We start from the raw sequence: 22,319 nt of genomic DNA, 5'->3' as shown, positions 1-22,319 counted from the left end.
ACGCCCGGTTACATTCCGAACCCGGAAGCTAAGCCTTTCAGCGCCGATGGTACTGCATGGGGGACCGTGTGGGAGAGTAGGACGCCGCCGAACAAATTTTATAGAAAGCCCCGGTGGGAACTTCGGTTCCCACCGGGGCTTTCTGCATTTCCGGACCCCTTTATTTCTTACGCCAGCCGGTCCAGCTCTTCCCTCCGCACCCGCCCCGCCAGTGGCACACCGCTCGCCAACCGCGCGATCTCCTCCACCGCATACGCGCCCAGCCGACGCGCCTCGCTGCCCTGCGCACCCGCGATATGCGGCGTCACCAGCACATTCGGCATACGCAACAGCGGGTGCCCGGCGGGCAGCGGCTCCGGGTCCGTGACATCGAGGACCGCGTCCAGGCGGCCGCCGACGCATTCCCGGATGAGAGCGTCCGTATCGACGAGAGAGCCCCGCGCCGTATTGATGACCGTGCCGCCGTCGGGAATGAGGGCGAGGCGCCGGGCATCGAGAAGATGGTGTGTCTCCGGCGTCCGGGGGGCGTGCACGGTGACGATGTCGGACGCCCCGCAGAGATCGGCGAGCCCGACGACCTCGGCCCCCAGCCGGGCCGCGTCGGAAGGCGGGACGTACGGGTCGTACAGGAGGACCCGATAGCCGGCATCGGCCGCCCGCAGCCCGGAGATGACGCGGCGCCCGATCCGGGAGGCCCCGATGACACCGACAGTGCGGCCATCGCTCCCCTGCCGGTCACGGAAGGCGGGCCAGCCGGACTCGTAGGCAGCCGCCGTGACGAACGCCCTCTTCGCCGCGAAGGTGACGGCGGCGAGGGTGTAATCCGCCACCGGGCCGGAGTTGGCATCCGCGGCCGAGGAGACGACGATGCCCCGCTCCCACACGCCCGCCGTCACCAGGTGCCTGACCGACCCGGCGGCGTGGACCACGGCGCGTAGCCGAGGGGCGCTGCCCAGCACCTCATCCGTCAGCGGCGGGCAGCCCCACCCGGTGAGGAGAATTTCGGCGCGCGCCAGAGCCGCGCGCGCCTCCGGCGTCGTGAGTGCGCCGGTGAGCGTGCCCGGAACCGGAGTGGTGAGTGCGGCGAGGCGGGCGCGCAGATCCGGGGGGAGGACCGCCGCGGCCTCGTCCGCCCCCATCGCCACCGCCACGACCATCGGCCGTACCGCGCTCACGCGCTGCCCATGCCCGTACCGCCGAGAGGGAAAACACATTGCCCAGGCCCTGAGCCGAGGGTGACGATCAGCGGATGGAGCACATCATCAGGCCCATACGTCCCGACGAGTGGGAGCAGGTCAAGGAGTTGCGGCTGGCCGGGCTGCGGGATCCCGCGGCGCCGATCGCCTTCCTCGACACCTACGAAGCCGCGGTCGCCCGCTCCGACACGTACTGGCGGGAACGGGCGCGAACCACCTCCGAGGGCGTCAGCGCTCTCACCTTCATCGCCGAGGGGCCCGACGGCGCGTGGGCGGGGACGGTGACCGTCCGCTTGGAACTGCCCGGCGTGGAGAACGTCTTCGGTGCGACGGCGACCGTCCCCCAGACGCACCTCACCGGTGTCTACGTCCGCCCCGAACACCGGGGTACCGGCCTCACCGAGGCACTCTTCCGCGCCGCGATCGACCACTCCTGGTCCCTGTCCGAACCTCGCGTCGGCCGTGTACGCCTCTACGTGCACGAGAAGAACGACCGGGCCCGGGCGTTCTACCGCAAGCTCGGCTTCGAGCCGACCGGTGAGACGCTGCCCTTGGAGGCCGACCCGTCGGCCGTCGAACACGAGATGGCACTCACCCGCCCCGGCCTCTGATGACAGGTCTCCTCCACCGACTCCGCGCGGCCGGGCCGCGGACCGTCGACGCCCTGATCACCGCTGTCGTGCAGGCGGCGGTGACCATCCCCTTCGTCGTCCCGCGCGGGGCCGACGTGCCACCCGCCACCTGGTTCTTCTACGGGATGACGACGCTGTCCGTGCTGCCGCTGCTGTGGCGCGGGCGTGCGCCCTTCGCCTCGTTGTGCGCGATCACGGTGGCGGGGTTCGCGTATCTGCCGATGGACGGGCCGGGGCAGCCGATGCCCTACAGCCCGATGGTCGCGATCTTCTCGGTCGCCTACGGGGCGGGGCTGTGGCAGCGGCGGGTCACGATCGGCATCGGCCTCCCGCTCGTCGCGTTCGCCGTCGCGCTCCGTACCAATACCGCGCGCGAGTACCTCTTCTCCTTCTTCCTCTTCACCATGGTGTACGTGCTGGGGGTGCTAGCCCGCACCCGGCAGGCGTACACCGAGGCTGTGGAGGCGCGAGCGGCGGAGCTGGAGCGGACACGGGCGATGGAGGCCGAGCGGGCGGCGGAGCGCGAACGGGCCCGGATCGCCCGGGAGATGCACGACATCCTCTCGCACGCTGTCAGCCTGATGATCGTCCAGGCGGAGGCCGGCCCGCTGGTCGTCCGGTCCGACCCCGACCGCGCGGAGTGCGCGTTCGACGCTATAGCGGGCGCGGGCCGGGACGCGATGGTGCAGCTGCGGCGGATGCTCGGGGTGCTCAAGGACGACTCGGAGGGCGACCGTGGTCCGCAGCCGACACTCGCCGGGCTGGACGGCCTGGTCGGCGAGGTGCGGCGCACGGGCCTGGACGTGGAGCTGAGGGCGGAGGGCGAGGCGCGGCCGCTCGCCGCGGACGCGCAGGTGGCGGTCTACCGCGTGGTGCAGGAGGCCCTGACGAACGTCATCAAGCACGCCGACGCCCGGTCGGCGGCCGTACGCCTCGTATGGGCACGGGACCGGCTGACCGTCACGGTGACCGACGACGGGGCGGGGACCCCCAAGCCCTCCGGCCTGGGAAGCGGCAAGGGCCTCATCGGCATCCGCGAGCGCGCGGCGGCCCATGGCGGTACGGCGGTCTGCGAGCCGCTGCCGGGAGGGCGCGGGTACCGCGTTGCGCTGGACCTGCCGGTCGTGGTCTCCTCACCGGCGGAGGTGGGGAATTGACGATCCGTGTGGTGGTGGCCGACGACCAGGAGCTGGTGCGCGGCGGCTTCGCGATGATCCTGGCCGCCCAGCCGGACATCGAGGTCGTGGCGGAGGCCGGGAACGGCGCCGAGGCGGTGGAGGCGGCGCGGAAGCACGCGCCCGACGTGGTGCTGCTCGACATCCGCATGCCGGTCATGGACGGCATCGAGGCGGCCCGCGTGGTGAGCGCGGAGACGGACTGCAAGGTCATCATGCTCACCACCTTCGACCAGGACGACTATGTGTACGAGGCGCTGCACGCCGGCGCGAGCGGCTTCCTCCTGAAGGACGTGCGCCGTGACGACCTGGTGCACGCCGTACGGGTCGTGGTCGCCGGTGACTCGCTGCTGGCGCCCTCAGTGGCCCGTCGACTGGTCGCCGACTTCACAAGCCGTGGGGCGTCACCGGAGGCGGTGGACAGCCGGCTCGCACGGCTGGAGGCGCTCACCGGGCGCGAGCGGGAGACGCTCGTCCTGCTGGGCCGGGGCCTGTCGAACGCCGAGATCGCCAACGAGCTGGTGGTCAGCGAGCACACGGTCAAGACGCATGTGAGCAACGTGCTGTCGAAGCTGGGGCTGCGCGACCGGATCCAGGCGGTCATCTGCGCGTACGAGACGGGACTGATCGCGCCCGGGGCTCGCAGCTCTCAGGGCTGAGGGCGTCCCGGAGGAGCCGTCCTCCCTCGTACGAGGGATATCGAGGGGCTCGGATACCCCTCGCGTCGGCGATCCGCCGGGCGGCGCGGATCACGAGGATGGAACTCGACCGACCGACTGGGGGAGTTCCCGTGCACCGTAGGACAATCGCCGTGGCCATAGCCGTCGCCGCCGCCGTGGGCGCCGGGGTGGCCGTACCCGCCACGGCCGCCGGCCCGCCCGCCGCCCACCGGGCGGAGCGACAGTCCGAGCGACAGGAGCCGGCGAACGCCGAGGCCGTGCGCCGGGCGATCGCCGGGCTGCCGAGCGCCGACTCGACCGCCGCCCAGGTCCGCCTGTCCGACAAGGACGGCCACTGGGTGGGTACATCAGGCGAGGCCGACCTCCGTACCCATCGGGCGCCCAAGGGCGACGAGCGGTTCCGGGCCGGCAGCATCACCAAAGCGTTCACGGCCGCGACCGCCCTCCAGCTCGTCCACGAGCGCAAGCTGTCCCTCGACGGGACGGTCCAGCACTACCTTCCCGGGCTGCTGCCCGCCCATTACCCGGACATCACGGTCGGCCAGCTGCTGAACTACACCAGCGGTCTGCCGAGTGCCGACTCCTCCCTCGAAGCCGACCTGAAGGAGCGCTTCACCACTTGGGACCACCGGGAGCTGGTCCGGCGCGCCTTCACCAAGCCGATGAAGTTCGCACCGGGGACACAGCAGGAGTACTCCAACATCGGCTACAACGTGCTGGGTCTGCTCATCGAGAAGGTCACCGGCCATGCGTACGAGCGCGAGGTGCGGGAGCGGGTCATCGACCGCGCGGGGTTGAAGGACACCTACAGCCCCGGCGACTCCGCCACCATCCGGGGGCGGCACACACACGGCTATCAGCTGTACAAGGGCCAGTTGCTCGACGTTACCGACTGGAACCAGTCCATGACCTGGGCGTCGGGCGACCTCGTCACCACCACCGCCGACCTGGAGCGTTTCGCATCCGCGCTCTTCCGCGGCCACGTCGTACCGAAGCCCGAGCTGGAGCTGATGTTCACCGTCCCGGACGTACCTGTGTACCGGCCGGCCGGGAAGGCTGGGAAGACCGGCAAGCCCGCGAAACCCGAGAAGGCCGCCTACACCAGCGGGCTGACCCGTATCGAGCTCGGCGACACGGTCGTCTGGGGCAAGAGCGGTGGCCGCTACGGCTACGTCAACGGCTTCGGAGCCACGCGCGACCTCTCCCGCACGCTCGTGTATTCCGTCAATGCCACAGATGCCAAGGGCGAGCAGGGCAACCCGACCGCGGGGGAGATCATCAAGGCGGCCTTCGGGCAGTGAGCCGGGCGCGTGATGCGCTCCCTGGCGGTCCGGTCACGGTCCCGGTCATGCCCTCCCTGACGGTCCCACCAACGTGCGGTGGGGCCAGCGGGCGCGGGCCTGTTCCTTGGAGCGCATCAGGGCGTATGTCGGCAGGCCCTGGTCCTCGCCGTCCGTGAGCAGGTCCGGCAGGGCGGGCAGTGGGGCTACGGCGGCGACGTCGTCCAGGACGAGGGTCAGTGGTGGGTCGAGCCGACCGGAGGATGACCGTCCGGCCATGCCCCGGCCGAGCTCGACCACGCTTGCGACGAGTGCGGTCAACAGCGGCATCGCACCCGGACGGGCCCGGGGATCCTCAATCGCCTCACCCAGCACGTACAGCGTTCCCCCCTCGGCGATGAATGATTCCCATGCGAGCGAATCGGCTCGATTTGGATTGCACGCATCACGAATATGGACGGAAGAAAGGGAGTTCAGCGCACGTACGGTCAACTCCTGTGCCATTTCCTTACGTTCCGGATGGCCGGTGAGCGCGGACTCCAGTTCGCCCGCCGCGCCGCCCGCCGCCTTGGGGTGCGTACGGAGGATCCGTACGGGCTCATGGGCCGAACTCCCTTGCGCCCAGCGCACTATCTGGCGGAACGGACGGCCGTCCACGGCGGCGGCGTGCAGCCAGCAGCGCAGCAGGGTCTCGGCGGTGTCGGCGGTGGCCGAGTCGAGTGCGCTCAGGGGGCGCACGGGAGCGAGCAGCGCGACCGCCCGCGCGGCGGCGCTGTCGCGGGCCTCGCAGCCGGTGATGGGGGACCAGCGGAGCCGGGCCGGGGTGTCGAGGAGGTGGCCCGGGTCGAAGACATGGACGGGGCCGAGCTTGGCACGCGCGTCCTTGGTGCCGGCCCAGAGCGCGGGGTCGGTGGTGGTGACGAGGAGCGGGCCGGCCGCTTCGAGGATCAGCCGGGTGGCGGCTTCGCGGCGGTCCGCGCCGTAGAGGACGCGCGGGGTGGCGGAGGAGGTGGGGGCCTCGGCGGGGAGGTGCTCGGTGGGCCGGGGGGCGGTGGGCTGCGGGGGTATGGGGGCCGGCGTGGTCGTACCGGCGGCCTCCACGGCCGTCTCCGGAGCCGTCCGCGTGGCCGCTGGTTCCTCCTCCACCGCCGCTGCCCGGACCCCCGCCCGGTGTCGGGCCCGTACCGCCCGCCAGCGGGCCACCGTGCCGAGCACGAACACCCCGAGCACGATCAGCACCAGCAGCTCGCCGATGAGCAGCCCCCAGAAGAGCCCGTACCCCGAGAGCGCGTCGTCCGGGGTGTCCGGCCAGGCCGCGGGCAGGTCGCTCGGCCGCGTCAGCAGGTGGCGCAGGGCCAAGGGCGTACGGGCGAGGGTGATGCCCTCCGGCCAGGTGCCGTGGGCGAGGAGGGCCGCCAGGCCGGTCGTCGCCCACAGCAGGAATGTCAGCCCCAGCAGTAACGCGATCACGCCGACCAGCAGGCCATCCGGAATGCCACGTTCGGGCTGGCGGCCGGGCGCGGTCCCAGGACCGGCCATGGTCAGGCCACCGTCGGTTCGGAGGAGCCGTACGCCTCGTCGGCGAGCCGCGCCTCCATCGCCGCGGTCGCGCGGTCGGCGGCCGCCGCCTCCGCCGCGAGGTCGCGGGCGAGGTCGTCGCGGGCCAGGTCGTCACCGTCCTCGGTCATGGCGCGGTCGGTGTAGACCAGCGGCCGCTCGGCCTCGGTGATCAGGTGCTTCACGACCTGCACATTGCCGTTGACGTCCCAGACGGCGATGCCGGGCGTCAGCGTGGGGATGATCTCCACGGCCCAGCGCGGCAGGCCGAGCACCCGGCCGGTGGCCCGGGCCTCGTCGGCCTTCTGGGCGTAGATGGTCCGGGTCGAGGCCATTTTGAGGATCGCGGCCGCCTCCCGTGCCGCCGCGCCGTCGACCACGTCGGACAGGTGGTGGACCACCGCGACGAACGACAGACCCAGCCGGCGTCCGAACTTCAGCAGGCGCTGGAAGAGCTGTGCGACGAAGGGGGAGTTGATGATGTGCCACGCCTCTTCGACCAGGAAGATCCGTTTTTTTCGGTCCGGACGGATCCAGGTGTGCTCCAGCCAGACACCGACGATCGCCATGAGGATGGGCATGGCGATGGAGTTGCGGTCGATGTGGGAGAGGTCGAAGACGATCAGCGGGGAGTCGAGGTCGATCCCGGCGGACGTCGGCCCGTCGAACATCCCGCGCAGGTCACCGTCGACCAGTCGGTCCAGCACCAGCGCGACGTCCAGGCCCCACGCCCGTACATCGTCTATGTCGACATTCATCGACTCGGCGGACTCGGCTTCAGGGTGGCGCAGTTGCTCGACGATGTCCGTCAGCACGGGTTGACGATCGGTGATGGTCTCGTTGACGTACGCGTGCGCCACCTTGAGCGCGAAGCCCGACCGCTCGTCCAGGCCGCGGCCCATGGCCACCTCGATGATCGTGCGCAGCAGGGCGAGCTGCCCGGTCGTCGTGATCGAGGGGTCCAGTGGATTGAGGCGGATGCCGCCGTTGAGGGCGGACGTCGGGTCGAGGCGGATGGGCATTATCCCCAGCTGTCGCGCGATGAGGTTCCACTCGCCGACGCCGTCCTCGCCCTGTGCGTCGAGGACGACGACCTGGCGGTCGCGGAACCGCAGCTGGCGCAGCACATAGGTCTTCTCCAGCGCCGACTTGCCGTTGCCGGACTCACCGAGGACGAGCCAGTGCGGGGCGGGCAGCTGCTGTCCGTACAGCTGGAAGGGGTCGTAGATGTACCCCTTGCCGGAGTACACCTCACGGCCGATGATCACGCCGGAGTCGCCGAGGCCGGGGGCCGCGGTCGGGAGGTAGACGGCCTGGGCCTGACCGGTGGAGGTGCGCACGGGCAGCCGGGTGGTCTCCACCTTTCCGAAGAGGAAGCTGGTGAAGGCCTCGGTCACGGTGGCGAGCGGGTCGAGCACGGCGGTTGCCCCTATCGTCGGATGCCGGTCGCGAACGGCAGCGTGTTGACGAAGGCCCGGTGGTGCTCGCGGTCGCACCACTCCAGCTTGAGATAGCTCTTGCCGGCCGAGGCTCTTATGGTCCGCTTGTCGCGCGCGAGCGCCTCCGGCGAGCGCGAGGACACCGTGATGTACCCGACGAGGTTGACGCCCGCCGCACCGCTGGCGAGGTCCTCGCCGCGCTGGTCGACGCGGCTGTGGTGGGCGACGTCGCGCGGGTCGACGACGCGGTTCATCTTGGCGGCGCGGGAGGCGTCCGCGTCGTCGTTCGTCTTCTCCGTCAGCATCCGCTCGATGGCCACATCGGTCGGTTCGAGGTCCATGCAGACGGCGACCGTCCGGATCACGTCCGGGGTGTGGACGAGCAGCGGGGCGAGGAAGTTGACCCCGACGGGCGTCATCGGCCATTCCTTCACCCACGCGGTGGCGTGACACCAAGGCGCGCGCGTTGACGACTCGCGCGTCTTGGCCTGGAGGAAGGTGGGCTCCATGGCGTCCAGCTCGGCCGGCCAGGCGTTGCGCTGGGTCATGGCCTGGATGTGGTCGATGGGGTGGTCCGGGTCGTACATGGAGTGCACCAGCGACGCCAGCCGGCCCTGCCCGAGCGGCTGGCGCACCCGGATGTCGGCCTCGGCGAGCCGGGCGCAGATGTCGGTGAGCTCGCGGGCCATGACGACGGCCAGCCCGCCGTCGCGGTCCAGCCGCCGGCTGCCGCCCTCGTGCCGCGAGGCGCGGGCGATGGCCTGCGCCTCGGCGGCCAGCTCACGGGAGTAGTGCATGCAGGCGACGAGATACGCGCGGTGCTGCTCGGAGGAGGTCGACACCATCGACTGCAGCTGGTCGTACGAGTCCTTGAGCCACTTCGGCGACTTCTCGTCACCTCGCCGCTCGACGTCCTTGGCGTGCGCGTCGGGGTCGGCGGGCAGCGTACGGGCCAGTATCTGCAGCCGCGTCACATACCCGTCGCCGTTGGCCACATGCTTGAGCAGCGTGCCGAAACGGTCGACCAGCGCCTCCTGGTCCTCCGAGTCGCGCAGACCCACGCCCGGGCCCTCGATCTCGATCGCCGCGGTGACCGTACGACGGTCGGCGTGCAGCAGCACCGCGATCTCGTCCGGCCCGAACGGCGCCGCCAGCCAGCTGATCCGGCCGATCCCCGGCGGCGGCCCCACCTCGATCTCCCGCCCGTCCAGGCGCGTACCGGCCTCGGCGGCGGCCGAACGGTAGGTGGTGCCCCGGCGCAGGGTGCGCTTGTACGAACGGTTGATCTCAAACCATTTGTAGAACGTGCGGTGCTTGTACGGGACGTACACCGCCGCCAGCGCCAGCACCGGGAAGCCGGTGAGCGTCAGGATCCGCAAGGGGAGGATCGGCACCAGGAGGCCGCACATCATGCCGAGGAAGGCACCCGCGATGATCAGGGCGATCTCGCCGGTCTCCCGGTTCTTGCCGACGACCGCGTTGGGACGGGCGCGGCCGATCAGATACGTACGGCGGGCCGCGATCGGCTGGGACTGGGCCTGCATCGTCAACTCCGCTCACCTCCTGGCGTATTGCTGCGGTTCTGTGCGCGTGGCCCGGGGACGGAGGGGGCGCTGCCGTTGCCGCCGCCGTTCGATTCCGGGCGGCGGGCGGGGGCGCGGGTGCTGTGGGCGGCGACGCCACCGGAGACGGAGTTGGCGGGCCGTGCCTGCTGGCCGCCGCCGTTGCCGCCGGAGCCGCGGGCGCTGTGGGTGGTGATGCCCTGCTTGACCAGGGCGGCGGGCGAGGAGATCACGGCGGCGGCCTGGCGGGACGCCGCGTCCTTGCTCGCGCCGCGGGTGCTGACGATCTCGTCGCCGAAGCCGGGAACGAATCGGTAGATCATCGCACTGGCGAAGATGGCAAGAATGATGATGGCGAGGCCGGACACGACCGCGGAGAACGAGTTCGGCCCCTTGTCGGATGACAGCGCCCCGGCCAGGCCCAGCACCACGATGATGATCGGCTTCACCAGGATCACCGCGATCATGATCCCCGCCCAGCGGCGTACGTGCCCCCACATGTTCTTGTCGACCAGGCCCGAGTAGACGGCGGTGCCGAGCAGCGCCCCGACGTACAGCAGGGCGGCCCGGATGACGAGCTCCAGCCAGAGCACGCCGGCGGCGAGCACGGAGACGAGGGACACCACGATCAGCATGATCGGGCCGCCGCCGATGCCGTCGCCCTTCTTGAGGGCTTCGGAGAAGCCGCCGAAGAACGCGTCGTTGTTCGCGTTCGTGCCGACGGAGATCACTTCCGTGACGGCGTCGGTGGCCGATACGAGTGTGTAGAGGATCAGCGGCGTGAAGGCGGACGCGAGGACGGTCAGCCACAGGAACCCGACGGCCTCGGTGAACGCCTCGGTGAACGGCACCCCGCGGACCGCCCGCTTGGCGACGGCCAGCAGCCAGAGCACGAGGGTGAGGATGGTGGAGGCGGCGAAGACGACGGCGTACTGGCGGAGGAAGGTGGCGTTGGTGAAGTCGACATTGCCGGTGGCGTGGACGGCTTCGGAGAGCTTCTTGATGATCCAGGACGCGGCGTCGGCACAGCCTTTCGCCAGGGAGGCGAGGGGGTCCAGGGCGGTTTGGGGGTCGGTAGGGGTCTTGGTGATGCCCTTTTCGCCACCGCCTGTGCAGTACTCCCTGGCGGGGCCGCGAATGAGGTCGCAGGCGTTGGCGCCGGTCGTGGGCACGCCGGTTCCCGGGCTGCTGCTGGCGCCCGGCGTCGGGGTCGGGGTGGGCGTCGGAGTCGGGGCGGCGAGAGCCTTGGTCGCCAGCACGACGGCCGTGGCCTGTGCGGATGCCAGGGCGGCGGTGACCGTAAGGGCGCGACGACTAACGGGCATAGGTGAACCCTCCGAACCCTTGCACAGCGTCCGACATGTCCTTGGCCGAGGCGGCGACCTGATCACGGCCGACCGGGGCGGGGCCGTCCTTCTGGGTGAAGCCGGTGATCTTCCAGTCACCCGTCCACTTCAGCTCGAAGGTATTGGTGAACCAGCTCTCGGCGACCGGGTTGGTGGACTTCTCTCCCGCGAGGCCGAACAGTGACGAGTACCAGACGGACACACTCGCCGTATCGCCCTCGTACTTGACCAACTTGGTGCCCACAGGGTTCGTGCGGGACACGAAGGTCATGTCCTTGGGGGCGTTGCCGTTGGCGTCGAGTCCGATCTTCTTGAGGAACTCCGGGTCGGAGTAGACCTTGTCGAGATCGCCCCGGCGGGCGGCGGCCGCGTCGGGCGCGTACACGGCGTCGACTATCTGGCGCCGGCTGTCCGCCTTGAACATCCCGTCCCCGCCCAGCGCCACCGCGAAGTTCGCCGCCGCCGACTGCGCCCCCTGCTCGCTGTGGGCGAACCCGGAAGCGATGCCTCCGGTCTTCCCGGCCACGGGCTTCGTGCCGGAGGGAGTGGTCGGCTGCGCGTTCACCCCGCCGCCGTCCTTGTCGGAGTCCTCCGACGTTGCGTCCCCGCCGCCTCTGTTGGCGAACGCGATGGCCGCGATGAGGAGCACCACGACCCCGACGACTGTCATCAGATTGCGGCTGCGCCTGCCCGTACGCCCCCCGCCGCGCCCGCCCCGGCGCTGTGGGCCGTAGGGGTCGCCCTCGCCCTCCGGCAGGCGCGTGCGCGTCAGGTGGCGGTCGTCGCCGTAGTCACCGCCCGTACGGCCGGAGTCCTGGCCGTTGCCGTAGCCGTCGTCGCCGAGGCTCATCGCGCGCACGTCCCCTCATACGTCGTCGCCGCTGTGGCTCCCGCATATGACGGTAGCGGCGGGAGGGCGATCCCGGGGGAGGAGTACGAGGGGGTGTGAGGGGGCATCAGGTGGCAGCCTCGGTGCGGGGGGACTCGGGGACGAGAGGGTCTGCGCGGGTCGATGCGCGGCGGGACGGGCGGTGCGGAGGATCGGCGGTCGATCGGGCAGAGGGGGTGGCCGGTCCGGAACGGCCGACAGGCGGCCGTGGTGTCAGACGGCCATGCCGTAGACGATGGTGAACAGGGTGCCCAGCGAGCCGATGATGAAGACGCCGGTGAGCCCGGCGACGATCAGCCCCTTGCCCTGCTCCGCGCTGAACGTGTCGCGCAGGGCCGTCGCGCCGATGCGCTGCTTGGCCGCGCCCCAGATCGCGATGGCCAGGCAGAGGAGGATGGCCACGGCCATGACGACCTCGACCATGATGCGAGCTTCCTGGCCGAGGTTGCCGAACGGCCCCCAGTTAGGGGCGATTCCGCCAATGATGGTGTTGATGTCGCCTTTTCCAGCTGCCAGAAACATTTTTAACTCACCGCCCCTTGATGGGTAGTTGTGCCGCCCCTTGCCGCACGACAAAGGTCGGGACCTATCTTCGCCGACGATGCCGCTCTCGCATGTCGACTTGGCGTCATTTTTTGGCGGAACCCGTACGCGTGATGGTGGCCACCGCTCTGACCTGCGACGCGAAGCGTTGTCAGTGGGGAGTACTACGGTGACTCTGTGTATCACGCGGGTGGACGGCGAGCAATGTCGGCCGAGTTGGGGGACGCGGGGATGTTCAAACGACAATGTGTTCGGTCGGTACGCTGGGGCCTGCGCCGCCCGGGTTGCATCGGGGGCATCGGGGGCGCCGAGATCAAGGGTGGTACGGGTGCTGGTTGCCGATCGGTACCGGCTGGAAGAGCTGCTCGGCCGCGGTGGCATGGGCGAAGTCTGGCAGGCTCAGGACGAGGTGCTGGGCCGTCAGGTCGCGGTGAAGCTGCTGCTGGGCGACGACGGCGACGAGTCCGCCGCGAGCCGGTTCAGGCTGGAGGCCCAGACGGCCGCCCGGCTGAATCACCCTCAGGTGGTCGGGGTGTACGACTTCGGGGCCTGGGACGGGCGTTTCTATCTGGTCATGGAGCTGGTCCGGGGCCCCAGCCTGGCGCAGGAGTTGTCCGCGCACGGCAGTCTCGACCCGGAGCGCGTCGCCTCCATCGCCGCGCAGGCGGCGTCCGGCCTGGCCGCCGCGCACCGGCAGGGAGTGGTCCACCGGGACGTCAAGCCCGGCAATCTGATGCTGGACTCCGACGGCACGCTGAAGATCGGCGACTTCGGGATCGCCCGCTTCGTCGACGAGACCTCGGCCGCGCTGACCCGGGTCGGCCAGATCGTCGGCACGAGCACCTACCTCGCCCCGGAGCGGGCCCTCGGCCGGATGGCGGGCCCCGCCTCCGACGTCTACGCCCTGGGGTGCGTGCTCTACCAGCTCCTGGTCGGCCGGCCGCCCTTCTGGGCGGACAGTCCGACCGCGCTGCTCTATCTCCATGTCGACGCTCCACCGGAGCCGCCGCGCCGGCACCGGCCGGACCTCTCGCCCGCCTTCGAGGGCTGCCTGCTGCGGATGCTGGCCAAGCAGCCGGAGGAGCGGCCGTCGGCGCAGGAGGTCGCGGAGTGGTTCGCGGGACCGGGCCCGAGGGAGGCGCCGCGGGCGACGCCGGCCCCCATGCCCATGCCGGCACCGGTGCGTGCCCCTGTGGTCTCGCCGTTGCCCACGCCCGCGTCGGCGGCCCCGCCGCTACCCGCGCCTTCGCGGCGGCCCGTGCCGCCCCCGGCCCCGGCGGCCGTGCCGGGTCCGGCGCCCACGCCCGTACGCCACTCGGCGACGCGGCGGAAGGGCGGCATCGGTGGTGGCAGTGGTGGCAAGGGAAGGGGCATACGCAGCCCGCGGGTCCTGGCCAGCGCGGCGGCCGGAGTGGTGGCGTTCGTGGCGGCGGCGCTGATCGGGGCGTCGGTGTTCGGGTCGGACGGCGGTGCGGGGTCGAAGCGGCCCGAGGCGCAGCCGTCGGAGTCGAGCGACCATGGGATGAGCCGGCCGGGCCGGAACCCCGAGACGGAGCCGGAGGCACCGCGGGTGGTCCCGGCGGCGGAGGCGTCTTCGACTCCGTCGCGGTCGGAGCGGGCGAAGCCGAAGAAGAAGGCCGACAAGGGCGACAAGCACGACCGCGACGAGGACGACGGCTGAGCGGCGGCCATACGCCGCCCCGCCGTCTCCTGGGGCTCCGCCCCAGACCCCGGTCCTCAATCTCCCCCGGCTACCGCTGGGAGGTGCCCCCAGACGGGCTGGATCGGGTTGCCAGGGCCCGGGCCCGCACCTGTCGCGCGGCCGGAGCGGAAGCCCAGACCCTCCGGCGATCGAGGGCGCTGCCGCCCTAGTCGATCCCCTCCACGAAGTGGTCGAACTCGCCCGCCTTGACGCCCAGGACGAACGCGTCCCATTTGGCCTCGGTCGTCACGACGATCTCGTCCGGCTTGTGGTTCTCCCGGATGTAGACATTGCCGTCGTCCCCGAAGGCGACCTCCAGGTATTCGGTCTCGTCGCCCTCGGTCGCCGGAATCCAGTTGAGCTCGGTCACGGTCCCCCCTCATGGGATGTGCGCGGTGCCGGATGGCGGCGCCCACGATAGAGGAGCGGCGGGGCGGACGGACACGGGAGGTGATCGTAGGCTGACGCGTCGGCGGAGGACGGCGAAACGTGGGTAAGCGGCGGGCTCCTGGGGGAGGATTGCGGGGTGCGGAAGCTCTGGGTGGGCGTGGGTGTCGGAATCGCGATGTGCCTGTGTTTCATCGGGCTGCTCGTCGTCGGGGTGTACTCGGCCGCCTCCAACCTCATTGGCGGGGGCGGGAAGTCGGTCGGCCTGGCGAAGGGCGCGGTGCCGGCGCAGTATCAGCAGCTCGTACAGGAGTGGGGCAATCTCTGTCCCGCGCTGAACCCCGCGCTGCTCGCCGCGCAGATCTATTCGGAGAGCGCCTGGAACCCCAAGGCCGTGAGCCCGGCGGACGCGCGCGGGATAGCGCAGTTCATCCCCGGCACCTGGGAGACGCATGCCATCGACGCCAACAAGGACGGGAAGCGCGACATCTGGGATCCCCAGGACGCGATTCCCTCGGCGGCCGTCTACGACTGCGAGCTCTCGAAATATGTCAAGGACGTCCCCGGAGACCTTTCGGACAACATGCTGGCGTCGTACAACGCCGGTTCGTACGCGGTCATTCAGTACCGGGGAATCCCGCCGTACAACGAGACCAAGGGCTATGTGAAGGCCATCCGCACGCTGGAGAAGAGCTTCGCGCGACCCGTCGGGCGCGTGGCGCCCTCGCAGCAGGCGGCCGCCGCGATCTATTACGCGCAGGAGAAGCTCGGCACGCCGTATCTGTGGGGCGGCGACGGCACGGCCGAGGACCGGGGCCGCTTCGACTGCTCGGGGCTGACGAAGGCCGCTTACGAGTCGGTGGGGATCGAGCTGCCGCGCGTGGCCAATGACCAGTGGAACGCCGGCGCACACCCCAAGCGGGACGAGCTGCTCCCCGGGGACCTGGTGTTCTTCGCCTATGACCTGAAGGACCCGCGGAGCATCCATCACGTGGGGCTGTACGTGGGCGGTGGATACATGATCAACGCGCCGTACACGGGGGCCGTGATCCGGTTCGACAAAATCGACACGCCGGACTACATCGGGGCCACCCGGGTGACTCAGGACGGCGCGAAAGCGTTGTCCAACGGCAAGGCCGCCTAGCCACCCGACCCCGGGCTGCGACGATGGGTCACCCTTCGATAACGTCCTGGTGATCATTGGGTGGAGAGTGGAACGCCCGGCCGGAGTGGCGCGTTCCATGGAAGTGGGCAAGCAGCGTCGTAAGACGGGGCGCACGGACCACGGGGGTCGGTAGCTGGACGTAGTGACAGGCGACAGATAAGGGGCCACGACACATGCCTGGACTCGCGGTGGGGCACCCCATGTCGACGGCCGCAAGCGGTTCGAACCCCGACACCAGTGTGTTGTACGACATCAACGGCCTCGCCAAGGCGGCCCCCAACTGGCTCGATCGCACGATGGAGTTCATCGGCGAGTACGGAATCGTGTTCGGGCTGGGCGTGCTCATGCTGTGTGCCTGGTGGAGCGTGCGGAAGCGCGAGGACGCCCTGGCGGGCGTCGCCGCGCTGCTCTGGGCGCCGCTCGCCGCGGGGATCGCGCTCCTGGTCAACATCCCCATCCGAGGCTTCGTCAAGCGACCCCGTCCCTTCCTCGATCACTCCGGGCTGGAAGTCCTGGTCAAGGGCAAGACCGACTACTCCTTCGTCAGCGATCACGCGACGCTGACCATGGCGCTCGGCGTGGGCCTCTTCATCGCCAACCGCAAGTACGGGCTGATCGGAATCGGCCTCGCCTTCCTCGAAGGCTTCTGCCGGGTCTATATGGGCGTGCACTACCCGACGGACGTCGTCGGCGGTCTGGCCCTCGGCACCGCCGTCACCCTGCTGCTGGCGCCCCTGGCGATGATGCTGCTCACCCCGCTGGCCCGCCGGGTCGCCGGCACGCGGGCCGCCTGGCTCGTACGGTCGCACAGGGCGATCACCCCCGTGGTGGCGGCCGGGTCCGCGGGGCGGGGCCTCCCGGAGCAGCCGCTGCACCGGGACAACGACCTGGCGGCGTAAGGGCTCCACTGCCCAGGGCCCCGCTCCCGCGGTCCTCAAGGGGTGAGGGCTACAGCGCCTGCGGAAAGTCGAAGAGGCGCTCCGGGTCGTACTGCCCCTTGAGCTTGGCCAGCCGGCCCGCCGCGTCGCCGTAGTACGCCTTGCGCCAGTCCTTCAGGCCCGCGTCCGCGTAGTTCTGGTAGGCGGCGCCCGAGGCGTAGCGGCGCAGGGCCGCGTGGGTGCCGTCCAGCCAGGAGACCTGTGTAGTGCCGGAGCCGCCCGCCGCCCAGGAGGTCAGGTACTGGGCGAGGAAGCGTGAGCGGCGGTGGACGAAGGCGGTCGCCAGGGGCTGGACGCGGTTGACCGCGCCGCCGAGCGCCGTCAGCTGGATCGAGCCGCCACCGCTGCCACCCTTCTTGCTGAAACGTTCCACCTGATCGGTCATGGCGCGAATGCCCGCGGCGTTCAGCGACCGGTCGTAGAAGTCGGAGCGCGCCGCGTACGTCTCCCGCTGCAGCGCGCCGGAGGAGTCGCGGCCGGGCGTCCCGCCGGGCAGGTGGCACTCCGCCGTCGACTTGTCGCCGCAGCCCGCGTAGGCGCGCACCGTGTCGAGGTTGGAGCGGCGCCGCAGCCGTATCCCGTTCGAGGCGCCGCCGACCTTCGCGACGAGCCGGTCGAGGGCGTTCTCCAGATCGCCGTACGTGCCCAGGGAGTACGCCGCGACGGAGACGCGCGGGGTGCCGCCCGCCGCTGTCGACAGGTCGCACGCGGACCAGATCTCGTCCGGTTGGCCCGGGCCCCACTCCTGCCATGCGCGCAGGACGTCGGCGGCCTTGGACCACGGCCAGGAGACGTAGCCGGTGACGCCTTCGTGCGCCTTGTGGGTGCGGAAGCGGAGCTCGGTCACCACGCCGAAGTTGCCGTTGCCCGCGCCGCGCAGCGCCCAGAAGAGGTCCGCGTGCCGGGAGGCGTCGCAGTCGAGGGTCCGGCCGTCCGCCGTGACGACCGTGGCGCCGGTGAGGTTGTCGCAGGTCAGCCCGTACGCACGGGACATGACGCCATGTCCGCCGCCGAGGGTGAGGCCGGAGACGCCGACAGTGGGGCAGGAGCCGGCCGGGATCGTCACGCCCCGCGCGTCCAGCCCGGTGCAGACGTCGATGAGCTTGGCGCCCGCGCCGATGACGGCGCCGGTGGCGGAGGACGTCCGCACGGACTTGAGCCGGGAGACGTCGATGACGAGGCGGTCGGCGCCGCTGGACCAGCCCGCGTAGCTGTGGCCGCCGTTGCGTATGGAGACGCGCGTGGTGTGGCGGCGGGCGAAGGCGAGGCACTCGGCGACGTCCTGGGCGTTGGCCACATAGACGATGCCGGCCGGGCGCAGCCCGTCGAAGCGGGTGTTGTAGAGCAGGCGGGCCGTGGAGTAGTCGGTGTCACCGGGGCGTATGAGGCCGCCGGAGAGGCCCTTGCCGAGGGCGGACCAGTCGGCGGCACCCGCCTTGGTGCGGGACGCGACGGTGCGGCCGGCGGTGGCCATCCGGCTCGTGGAGCCGGGCGCGGGCGTCTGGCCGACGCTGTCGCCGCACGCCGCGGCCCACACGCCGGCGGCGGCCAGGCCCGTACCGGCCGCAAGGAGGTGCCGTCGGTCCAGGCCGCCCCCGCGCGATATCCGGTCCGCGCCGGAACCCCGGCCCGCATCCTTCCCGGGCCCGCCCGTGGTTCCGTCCGTGTTCTCGTACGTGATCTTGTCCGTGGTCCTGCCCACGCGTCCGCCCCTGGCCATACCGCTTCGCCACCCCATTGCCACTGTTCGCCGCGCGCTTGTCGTCGCTCGGCGTCTAGACAGATGGCGTACCCAGCCACGGGGTTCCCTCACCTGGGTCCGCGACATGCGTGGCGGCGTCCTCGCGGGCGAGGGAGCGGGCGCGGCGGGCCGGGCCGCGCCAGCCGCAGGTACAGCGGGCGGCGCAGAAGGAACCGGTCTCGCTGGTGCTGGTCGAGTGTGCCGCGGGGCGGCCCGCGGTTGCTGGATCGGACACGGGACCACGCTACCGGGCCGTGACGGCGGCACCGGCGCGGTCGTTGACCGTTACGGGTTCCACAGCGCGGCGGCAGGGGGCTGACAGGCATGGTGGTGCGGCGGCAGGGGTTCAGAGGCGCGGTCGTCGGCCACCTGGTGGCGAGCGGCCTCGCCCTCGGCATGCTGGTCTCCGGCTGCGGCACGCGGGTTCCGGTCCCCGGCGGCGCCGAGCTGCGCGACGATCTGCGGAGCCTGAGCAGCCAGGCCCGCCCGGCGCGCGACGCGACCGACCCGGGCCCGGCGCGCGACGCCGTCCGCAGGGCCGCGCGGGTGCTCGCCGACGCGGGCGGGGCGAGGGTCCGCACGTCCATGGAGACGGTCAGCGGCGGCACCCGGCTCACCATCAACGGCGCCGGGGCTTACGACTTCGCGCGGCCGGCCGGGAAGCTGACGGTGCTGGTGCCGGAGGATGCCGCCGGGGCCGCCGAACATCGTCCGATCACCGAGGTCTTCACGCCGGGCGAGCTCTTTATGAAGAATCGCGGAGCCGGCGTACCGGCCGATAAATGGGTGCGGCTCGCCACGGCCTCTCTCGCCGACGGAAATCTCCTCACGAGTGGCGCCACGGATCCGCTCGCGGCCGCCGAACTGCTCGGTGGCGCGCGTGAGGTGACATATATGCGGGACGAGCGGGTAGGCGGAGTCCGCGTGCGGCACTACTGGGGGACGATCGACCTCGGCCGGGCCGCCCGCGCCGCGCCGGAGCGGGACCGTGCGCCGCTGGCCGTGGCGGCGAAAGGGTTCTCCGGTGGAACGGTGGCGTTCGACGCCTACCTCGACGATCAGGGGCGGCCGCGGCGGCTACGCCACCGGTTCAGCGTGGAGGAAAGCGGACGGGCGGCTTCCATCGCGCCACCGCCTTCGATGACCGTGGTCTCGACCGTCGAACTCTACGATTTCGGCGTCCCCGTCGACGTCGCGCTTCCCGCACCAGCCGATATCTATGCAGGGACGGTCGGTTCGCCGCGGAAATAGCGCGGCAGGGCGTAGTTGGCCATGGAAATGGTCCTTCTGTGCCATGCGCGCCATGTGTACCGATCACTACGCTGTAAGCCGAGGAAACGAAAGACCCGAGGAGGTGAATCACGTGGTTTCGCGACGCGGTTCGTCCGGCGGGCCGGATCCCGTGGCCCTCATCGAGATCGATCTCTACGGCGATTTGATGATCGCCGCGTCGAGCGCGGACGAGGAACGGCTGAGCCCGGACCGCATCGACGAGGTGCTGAGGGTCGTCCCTGGGGGATCCTCGGATCCGGACGGGGGCTGACGACCGGAGCGGTTCGACTCGGCTCGGCCGGGAGGGTTCGGCGCGGCCGGGGCGCTCGGCGGGCTCAAGGCGCTCCCGGCGGCCTCGGGGCGTTCGGCGGCTCGTGGCGGTCAGGCGCCGCCGGGCCGGTCCGACGTGGCGGTTCGCCGCCGTGGCGGGGGACACGCCCGTAGCCCACGGCCGCGACCCGGGCCGCCGGCCCCCACCCGCCGTCGTCACCCCCGGCCGGAGGGCACTACGTGCGCAGCAGCCGCGCGATCGCCGCGCTCGCCTCCGCGACCTTCGCGTCGATCTCGTCGCCGCCCTTGAGCGCCGCGTCCGCGACGCAGTGCCGCAGGTGTTCCTGCAGGAGCTGGAGGGCGAAGGACTGGAGGGCCTTCGTGCTCGCGGAGACCTGGGTGAGTATGTCGATGCAGTAGACGTCCTCCTCGACCATGCGCTGGAGGCCGCGGATCTGGCCCTCGATCCGGCGCAGGCGCTTGAGGTGCTGGTCCTTCTGCAGGCTGTAGCCGTGCGGACCTTGCGGGCCCGCGGCGACCTCGGGCCCGGCGGCGGTGTGGCAGGAGGTCCCGGCCGGCTCGGCGGTGCCCGGCACTGCGGCTTCCGTGGTCATGGCGTCGTCCTCCGTCGTCCCGACGCGGCCCCGGCGGGGGTCCGCGGGCCCGGGGGTTTCCTCACTGTGGTCGTATAGGTTGCGTATACCCCACTCGCATACCCCCGACGGGTATATGGTACAGAATTTCCCGGCCGGACGCGGTACCTGGCTCGGTGAGCACTCTGCCCGATGGGCGACACTGAGGGAATGCCAGTTAGCTGTGGCCGGATGATGCGCCTAGCATCAACGAGACCGAATCCGCTGCACCCCGAGGATCCCACGTGCGCTTTCGTCTGACCCCCAGGGAGACGAGCTTCTACGACATGTTCGCCGCCTCCGCGGACAACATCGTCACGGGCTCCAAGCTCCTGATGGAACTGCTCGGAGCGGATACGTCCGCCCGGGCCGAGATCGCCGAGCGGATGCGGGCAGCGGAGCACGCGGGTGACGACGCGACGCACGCGATCTTCCACCAGCTGAACTCCTCCTTCATCACGCCGTTCGACCGCGAGGACATCTACAACCTCGCCTCGTCGCTCGACGACATCATGGACTTCATGGAGGAGGCCGTCGACCTGGTCGTTCTGTACCAGGTCGAGGAGCTTCCGAAGGGCGTCGAGCAGCAGATCGAGGTCCTCGCGCGGGCCGCCGAGCTGACCGCCGAGGCCATGCCGAACCTCCGGACCATGACAAACCTCACGGAGTACTGGATCGAGGTGAACCGGCTGGAGAACCAGGCGGACCAGATTCACCGCAAGCTCCTCGCCCAGCTCTTCAATGGCAAGTACGACGCCATCGAGGTCCTCAAGCTCAAGCAGATCGTGGATGTGCTGGAGGAGGCGGCCGACGCTTTCGAGCACGTCGCCAACACGGTCGAGACCATCGCGGTCAAGGAGTCCTGACCCCCGGTGGACACCTTTGCTCTCGTCGTGACCATCGCGGTCGCGCTCGGCTTCACCTATACCAACGGCTTCCATGACTCCGCGAACGCCATCGCGACCTCGGTCTCCACGCGGGCGCTGACCCCGCGCGCGGCCCTCGCGATGGCGGCGGTGATGAACCTCGCGGGTGCCTTCCTGGGCAGCGGGGTCGCCAAGACCGTCAGCAAGGGCCTGATCGCCACGCCCGAGGGCCAGAAGGGGATGGGAATCCTCTTCGCGGCGCTGGTCGGCGCGATCGCCTGGAACCTGATCACCTGGTACTTCGGGCTCCCCTCGTCCTCCTCGCACGCCCTGTTCGGCGGCATGGTGGGCGCGGCGCTCGCGGGTGGCACGAAGGTGATCTGGTCGGGGGTGATCGAGAAGGTCGTCATCCCGATGTTCCTCTCGCCCTTCGTCGGTCTGATCCTCGGCTATCTGGTGATGGTCGTGATCATGTGGATGTTCCGTAAGTCCAACCCGCACAAGGCCAAACGGGGCTTCCGGATCGCCCAGACCGTCTCGGCGGCGGGCATGGCGCTCGGCCACGGTCTGCAGGACGCGCAGAAGACCATGGGCATCGTGGTGATGGCCCTGGTCATCGGCGATGTCGCGGACGCGGGCGACGCGATCCCGCTCTGGGTCAAGCTCGCCTGCGCGCTGACGCTGTCGGCGGGTACGTACGCGGGCGGCTGGCGGATCATGCGGACGCTCGGCCGGCGCATCATCGAGCTGGACCCGCCGCAGGGCTTCGCGGCCGAGACCACGGCGGCCTCGGTCATGTACACGGCGTCGTTCATGTTCCACGCGCCGATCTCCACGACGCATGTCATCACCTCCGCGATCATGGGCGTGGGCTCCACGAAGGGGTCCCGCGCGGTGCGCTGGGGCGTCGCGAAGAACATCGTGATGGGCTGGTTCATCACCATGCCGGCCGCGGCCCTCGTCGCCGCGTTCAGCTACTGGATCGTGAACCTGGCGTTCGGCTAGCCGGCACGGACGCGAAGAACGGACGGGCCCGCCCCCTGGTAC

General features: G+C 70.7%; 22 protein-coding genes and 1 rRNA gene. 12 read left to right on the top strand and 11 right to left on the bottom strand.

Annotated elements, in window-relative coordinates:
* A 5S ribosomal RNA gene (rrf, locus tag ACZ303_RS15325) occupies positions 1-93 on the top strand; the annotation flags it as partial.
* Positions 94-167: 74 nt separating this feature from the next.
* On the opposite strand, the gene ACZ303_RS15320 is transcribed toward rrf, so the two are convergent.
* Entirely contained in the window at positions 168-1,139 is a 972-nt protein-coding gene (locus tag ACZ303_RS15320) for a hydroxyacid dehydrogenase (protein ID WP_467339059.1), read from the bottom strand.
* Between the two features lie 110 nt (positions 1,140-1,249).
* On the opposite strand from ACZ303_RS15320, the gene ACZ303_RS15315 reads away from it, so the two are divergent.
* The 4 genes from ACZ303_RS15315 to ACZ303_RS15300 all read left to right on the top strand — a co-directional run bounded on the left by ACZ303_RS15315 (position 1,250) and on the right by ACZ303_RS15300 (position 4,984).
* Positions 1,250-1,807, top strand: coding sequence for a GNAT family N-acetyltransferase (locus ACZ303_RS15315; protein WP_467339016.1), 558 nt, complete (start codon positions 1,250-1,252; stop codon positions 1,805-1,807).
* The gene (locus ACZ303_RS15310; protein WP_467339014.1) at positions 1,807-2,985 is read left to right on the top strand and encodes a sensor histidine kinase; all 1,179 of its coding nucleotides are present in this window, start codon (positions 1,807-1,809) and stop codon (positions 2,983-2,985) included. The genes ACZ303_RS15315 and ACZ303_RS15310 overlap by 1 nt, the downstream gene beginning before the upstream one ends.
* Complete coding sequence (locus ACZ303_RS15305) at positions 2,982-3,662, top strand: response regulator (protein ID WP_467339012.1); 681 nt, start codon at positions 2,982-2,984, stop codon at positions 3,660-3,662. The genes ACZ303_RS15310 and ACZ303_RS15305 overlap by 4 nt, the downstream gene beginning before the upstream one ends.
* Before the next feature lie 131 nt (positions 3,663-3,793).
* Positions 3,794-4,984: a serine hydrolase domain-containing protein gene (locus ACZ303_RS15300; protein WP_467339010.1), complete on the top strand. Its 1,191-nt coding sequence runs from the start codon at positions 3,794-3,796 to the stop codon at positions 4,982-4,984.
* Between the two features lie 45 nt (positions 4,985-5,029).
* Here the strand turns inward: ACZ303_RS15300 and ACZ303_RS15295 are convergent, their stop codons facing one another.
* The 6 genes from ACZ303_RS15295 to ACZ303_RS15270 form a co-directional block, all read right to left on the bottom strand.
* Positions 5,030-6,502, bottom strand: a complete 1,473-nt coding sequence (locus ACZ303_RS15295) for a P-loop NTPase family protein (RefSeq protein WP_467339008.1) — start codon at positions 6,500-6,502, stop codon at positions 5,030-5,032.
* 2 nt (positions 6,503-6,504) lie between these two features.
* Positions 6,505-7,938, bottom strand: coding sequence for an ATP-binding protein (locus ACZ303_RS15290; protein ID WP_467339006.1), 1,434 nt, complete (start codon positions 7,936-7,938; stop codon positions 6,505-6,507).
* A gap of 11 nt (positions 7,939-7,949) precedes the next feature.
* Positions 7,950-9,503: an SCO6880 family protein gene (locus tag ACZ303_RS15285; protein ID WP_467339057.1), complete on the bottom strand. Its 1,554-nt coding sequence runs from the start codon at positions 9,501-9,503 to the stop codon at positions 7,950-7,952.
* Positions 9,504-9,505: 2 nt separating this feature from the next.
* Complete coding sequence (locus ACZ303_RS15280) at positions 9,506-10,846, bottom strand: hypothetical protein (protein ID WP_467339003.1); 1,341 nt, start codon at positions 10,844-10,846, stop codon at positions 9,506-9,508.
* Entirely contained in the window at positions 10,836-11,717 is an 882-nt protein-coding gene (locus ACZ303_RS15275; protein WP_467339055.1) for a DUF8175 domain-containg protein, read from the bottom strand. Before ACZ303_RS15275 ends, ACZ303_RS15280 begins: the two co-directional genes overlap by 11 nt.
* A 252-nt stretch (positions 11,718-11,969) precedes the next feature.
* Positions 11,970-12,278, bottom strand: coding sequence for a hypothetical protein (locus tag ACZ303_RS15270; protein ID WP_467339001.1), 309 nt, complete (start codon positions 12,276-12,278; stop codon positions 11,970-11,972).
* A gap of 349 nt (positions 12,279-12,627) precedes the next feature.
* On the opposite strand from ACZ303_RS15270, the gene ACZ303_RS15265 reads away from it, so the two are divergent.
* A complete protein-coding gene (locus ACZ303_RS15265; protein ID WP_467338999.1) occupies positions 12,628-13,980 on the top strand; it encodes a serine/threonine-protein kinase in 1,353 nt (450 codons plus the stop codon).
* Positions 13,981-14,167: 187 nt separating this feature from the next.
* On the opposite strand, the gene ACZ303_RS15260 is transcribed toward ACZ303_RS15265, so the two are convergent.
* Positions 14,168-14,371 (bottom strand): DUF397 domain-containing protein, encoded by a 204-nt coding sequence (locus ACZ303_RS15260; RefSeq protein ID WP_467338997.1) that lies wholly within the window; start codon positions 14,369-14,371, stop codon positions 14,168-14,170.
* A 156-nt stretch (positions 14,372-14,527) separates the two neighbouring features.
* Here ACZ303_RS15260 and ACZ303_RS15255 point away from each other — a divergent pair, with 156 nt between their 5' ends.
* A complete protein-coding gene (locus ACZ303_RS15255) occupies positions 14,528-15,532 on the top strand; it encodes a C40 family peptidase (RefSeq protein ID WP_467338995.1) in 1,005 nt (334 codons plus the stop codon).
* Positions 15,533-15,726: 194 nt separating this feature from the next.
* Positions 15,727-16,452 carry a phosphatase PAP2 family protein gene (locus ACZ303_RS15250; protein ID WP_467338993.1) on the top strand — a complete coding sequence of 242 codons (726 nt, stop codon included), beginning with the start codon at positions 15,727-15,729 and terminating at the stop codon, positions 16,450-16,452.
* Between the two features lie 49 nt (positions 16,453-16,501).
* Here the strand turns inward: ACZ303_RS15250 and ACZ303_RS15245 are convergent, their stop codons facing one another.
* Both ACZ303_RS15245 and ACZ303_RS15240 read right to left on the bottom strand, forming a co-directional pair.
* Positions 16,502-18,079: an FAD-binding oxidoreductase gene (locus tag ACZ303_RS15245; RefSeq protein ID WP_467339053.1), complete on the bottom strand. Its 1,578-nt coding sequence runs from the start codon at positions 18,077-18,079 to the stop codon at positions 16,502-16,504.
* A gap of 187 nt (positions 18,080-18,266) precedes the next feature.
* A complete protein-coding gene (locus tag ACZ303_RS15240; RefSeq protein ID WP_467338991.1) occupies positions 18,267-18,467 on the bottom strand; it encodes a hypothetical protein in 201 nt (66 codons plus the stop codon).
* Between the two features lie 89 nt (positions 18,468-18,556).
* Between ACZ303_RS15240 and ACZ303_RS15235 the strand changes: the two genes are divergently transcribed.
* On the top strand, positions 18,557-19,483 hold the full coding sequence (locus tag ACZ303_RS15235; RefSeq protein WP_467338989.1) for an SCO4651 family lipoprotein: 927 nt from the start codon (positions 18,557-18,559) through the stop codon (positions 19,481-19,483).
* 112 nt (positions 19,484-19,595) lie between these two features.
* Positions 19,596-19,775, top strand: a complete 180-nt coding sequence (locus tag ACZ303_RS15230) for a hypothetical protein (RefSeq protein WP_467338987.1) — start codon at positions 19,596-19,598, stop codon at positions 19,773-19,775.
* Positions 19,776-20,010: 235 nt separating this feature from the next.
* On the opposite strand, the gene ACZ303_RS15225 is transcribed toward ACZ303_RS15230, so the two are convergent.
* Positions 20,011-20,388 carry a metal-sensitive transcriptional regulator gene (locus tag ACZ303_RS15225; RefSeq protein ID WP_467338985.1) on the bottom strand — a complete coding sequence of 126 codons (378 nt, stop codon included), beginning with the start codon at positions 20,386-20,388 and terminating at the stop codon, positions 20,011-20,013.
* A gap of 263 nt (positions 20,389-20,651) precedes the next feature.
* Between ACZ303_RS15225 and ACZ303_RS15220 the strand changes: the two genes are divergently transcribed.
* Positions 20,652-21,272 carry a DUF47 domain-containing protein gene (locus ACZ303_RS15220; protein WP_116213255.1) on the top strand — a complete coding sequence of 207 codons (621 nt, stop codon included), beginning with the start codon at positions 20,652-20,654 and terminating at the stop codon, positions 21,270-21,272.
* 6 nt (positions 21,273-21,278) lie between these two features.
* Entirely contained in the window at positions 21,279-22,277 is a 999-nt protein-coding gene (locus ACZ303_RS15215; RefSeq protein WP_467338983.1) for an inorganic phosphate transporter, read from the top strand.
* The last annotated feature ends 42 nt before the right edge of the window (positions 22,278-22,319 follow it).

It is taken from the genome of Streptomyces sp. NPDC023527 (assembly GCF_055560115.1).
This window is presented reverse-complemented; position numbering and strand designations above follow the sequence as displayed.

Excerpts from the sequence above, each read along its gene's own strand:
- ACZ303_RS15295 (WP_467339008.1), bottom strand. The coding sequence starts at position 6,502 with ATGGCCGGTCCTGGGACCGCGCCCGGCCGCCAGCCCGAACGTGGCATT.
- ACZ303_RS15320 (WP_467339059.1), bottom strand. The coding sequence starts at position 1,139 with ATGGGGGCGGACGAGGCCGCGGCGGTCCTCCCCCCGGATCTGCGCGCC.
- ACZ303_RS15225 (WP_467338985.1), bottom strand. The coding sequence starts at position 20,388 with ATGACCACGGAAGCCGCAGTGCCGGGCACCGCCGAGCCGGCCGGGACC.
- ACZ303_RS15270 (WP_467339001.1), bottom strand. The coding sequence starts at position 12,278 with ATGTTTCTGGCAGCTGGAAAAGGCGACATCAACACCATCATTGGCGGA.
- ACZ303_RS15280 (WP_467339003.1), bottom strand. The coding sequence starts at position 10,846 with ATGCCCGTTAGTCGTCGCGCCCTTACGGTCACCGCCGCCCTGGCATCC.
- ACZ303_RS15275 (WP_467339055.1), bottom strand. The coding sequence starts at position 11,717 with ATGAGCCTCGGCGACGACGGCTACGGCAACGGCCAGGACTCCGGCCGT.
- ACZ303_RS15285 (WP_467339057.1), bottom strand. The coding sequence starts at position 9,503 with ATGCAGGCCCAGTCCCAGCCGATCGCGGCCCGCCGTACGTATCTGATC.
- ACZ303_RS15250 (WP_467338993.1), top strand. The coding sequence starts at position 15,727 with ATGCCTGGACTCGCGGTGGGGCACCCCATGTCGACGGCCGCAAGCGGT.
- ACZ303_RS15235 (WP_467338989.1), top strand. The coding sequence starts at position 18,557 with ATGGTGGTGCGGCGGCAGGGGTTCAGAGGCGCGGTCGTCGGCCACCTG.
- ACZ303_RS15310 (WP_467339014.1), top strand. The coding sequence starts at position 1,807 with ATGACAGGTCTCCTCCACCGACTCCGCGCGGCCGGGCCGCGGACCGTC.
- ACZ303_RS15315 (WP_467339016.1), top strand. The coding sequence starts at position 1,250 with ATGGAGCACATCATCAGGCCCATACGTCCCGACGAGTGGGAGCAGGTC.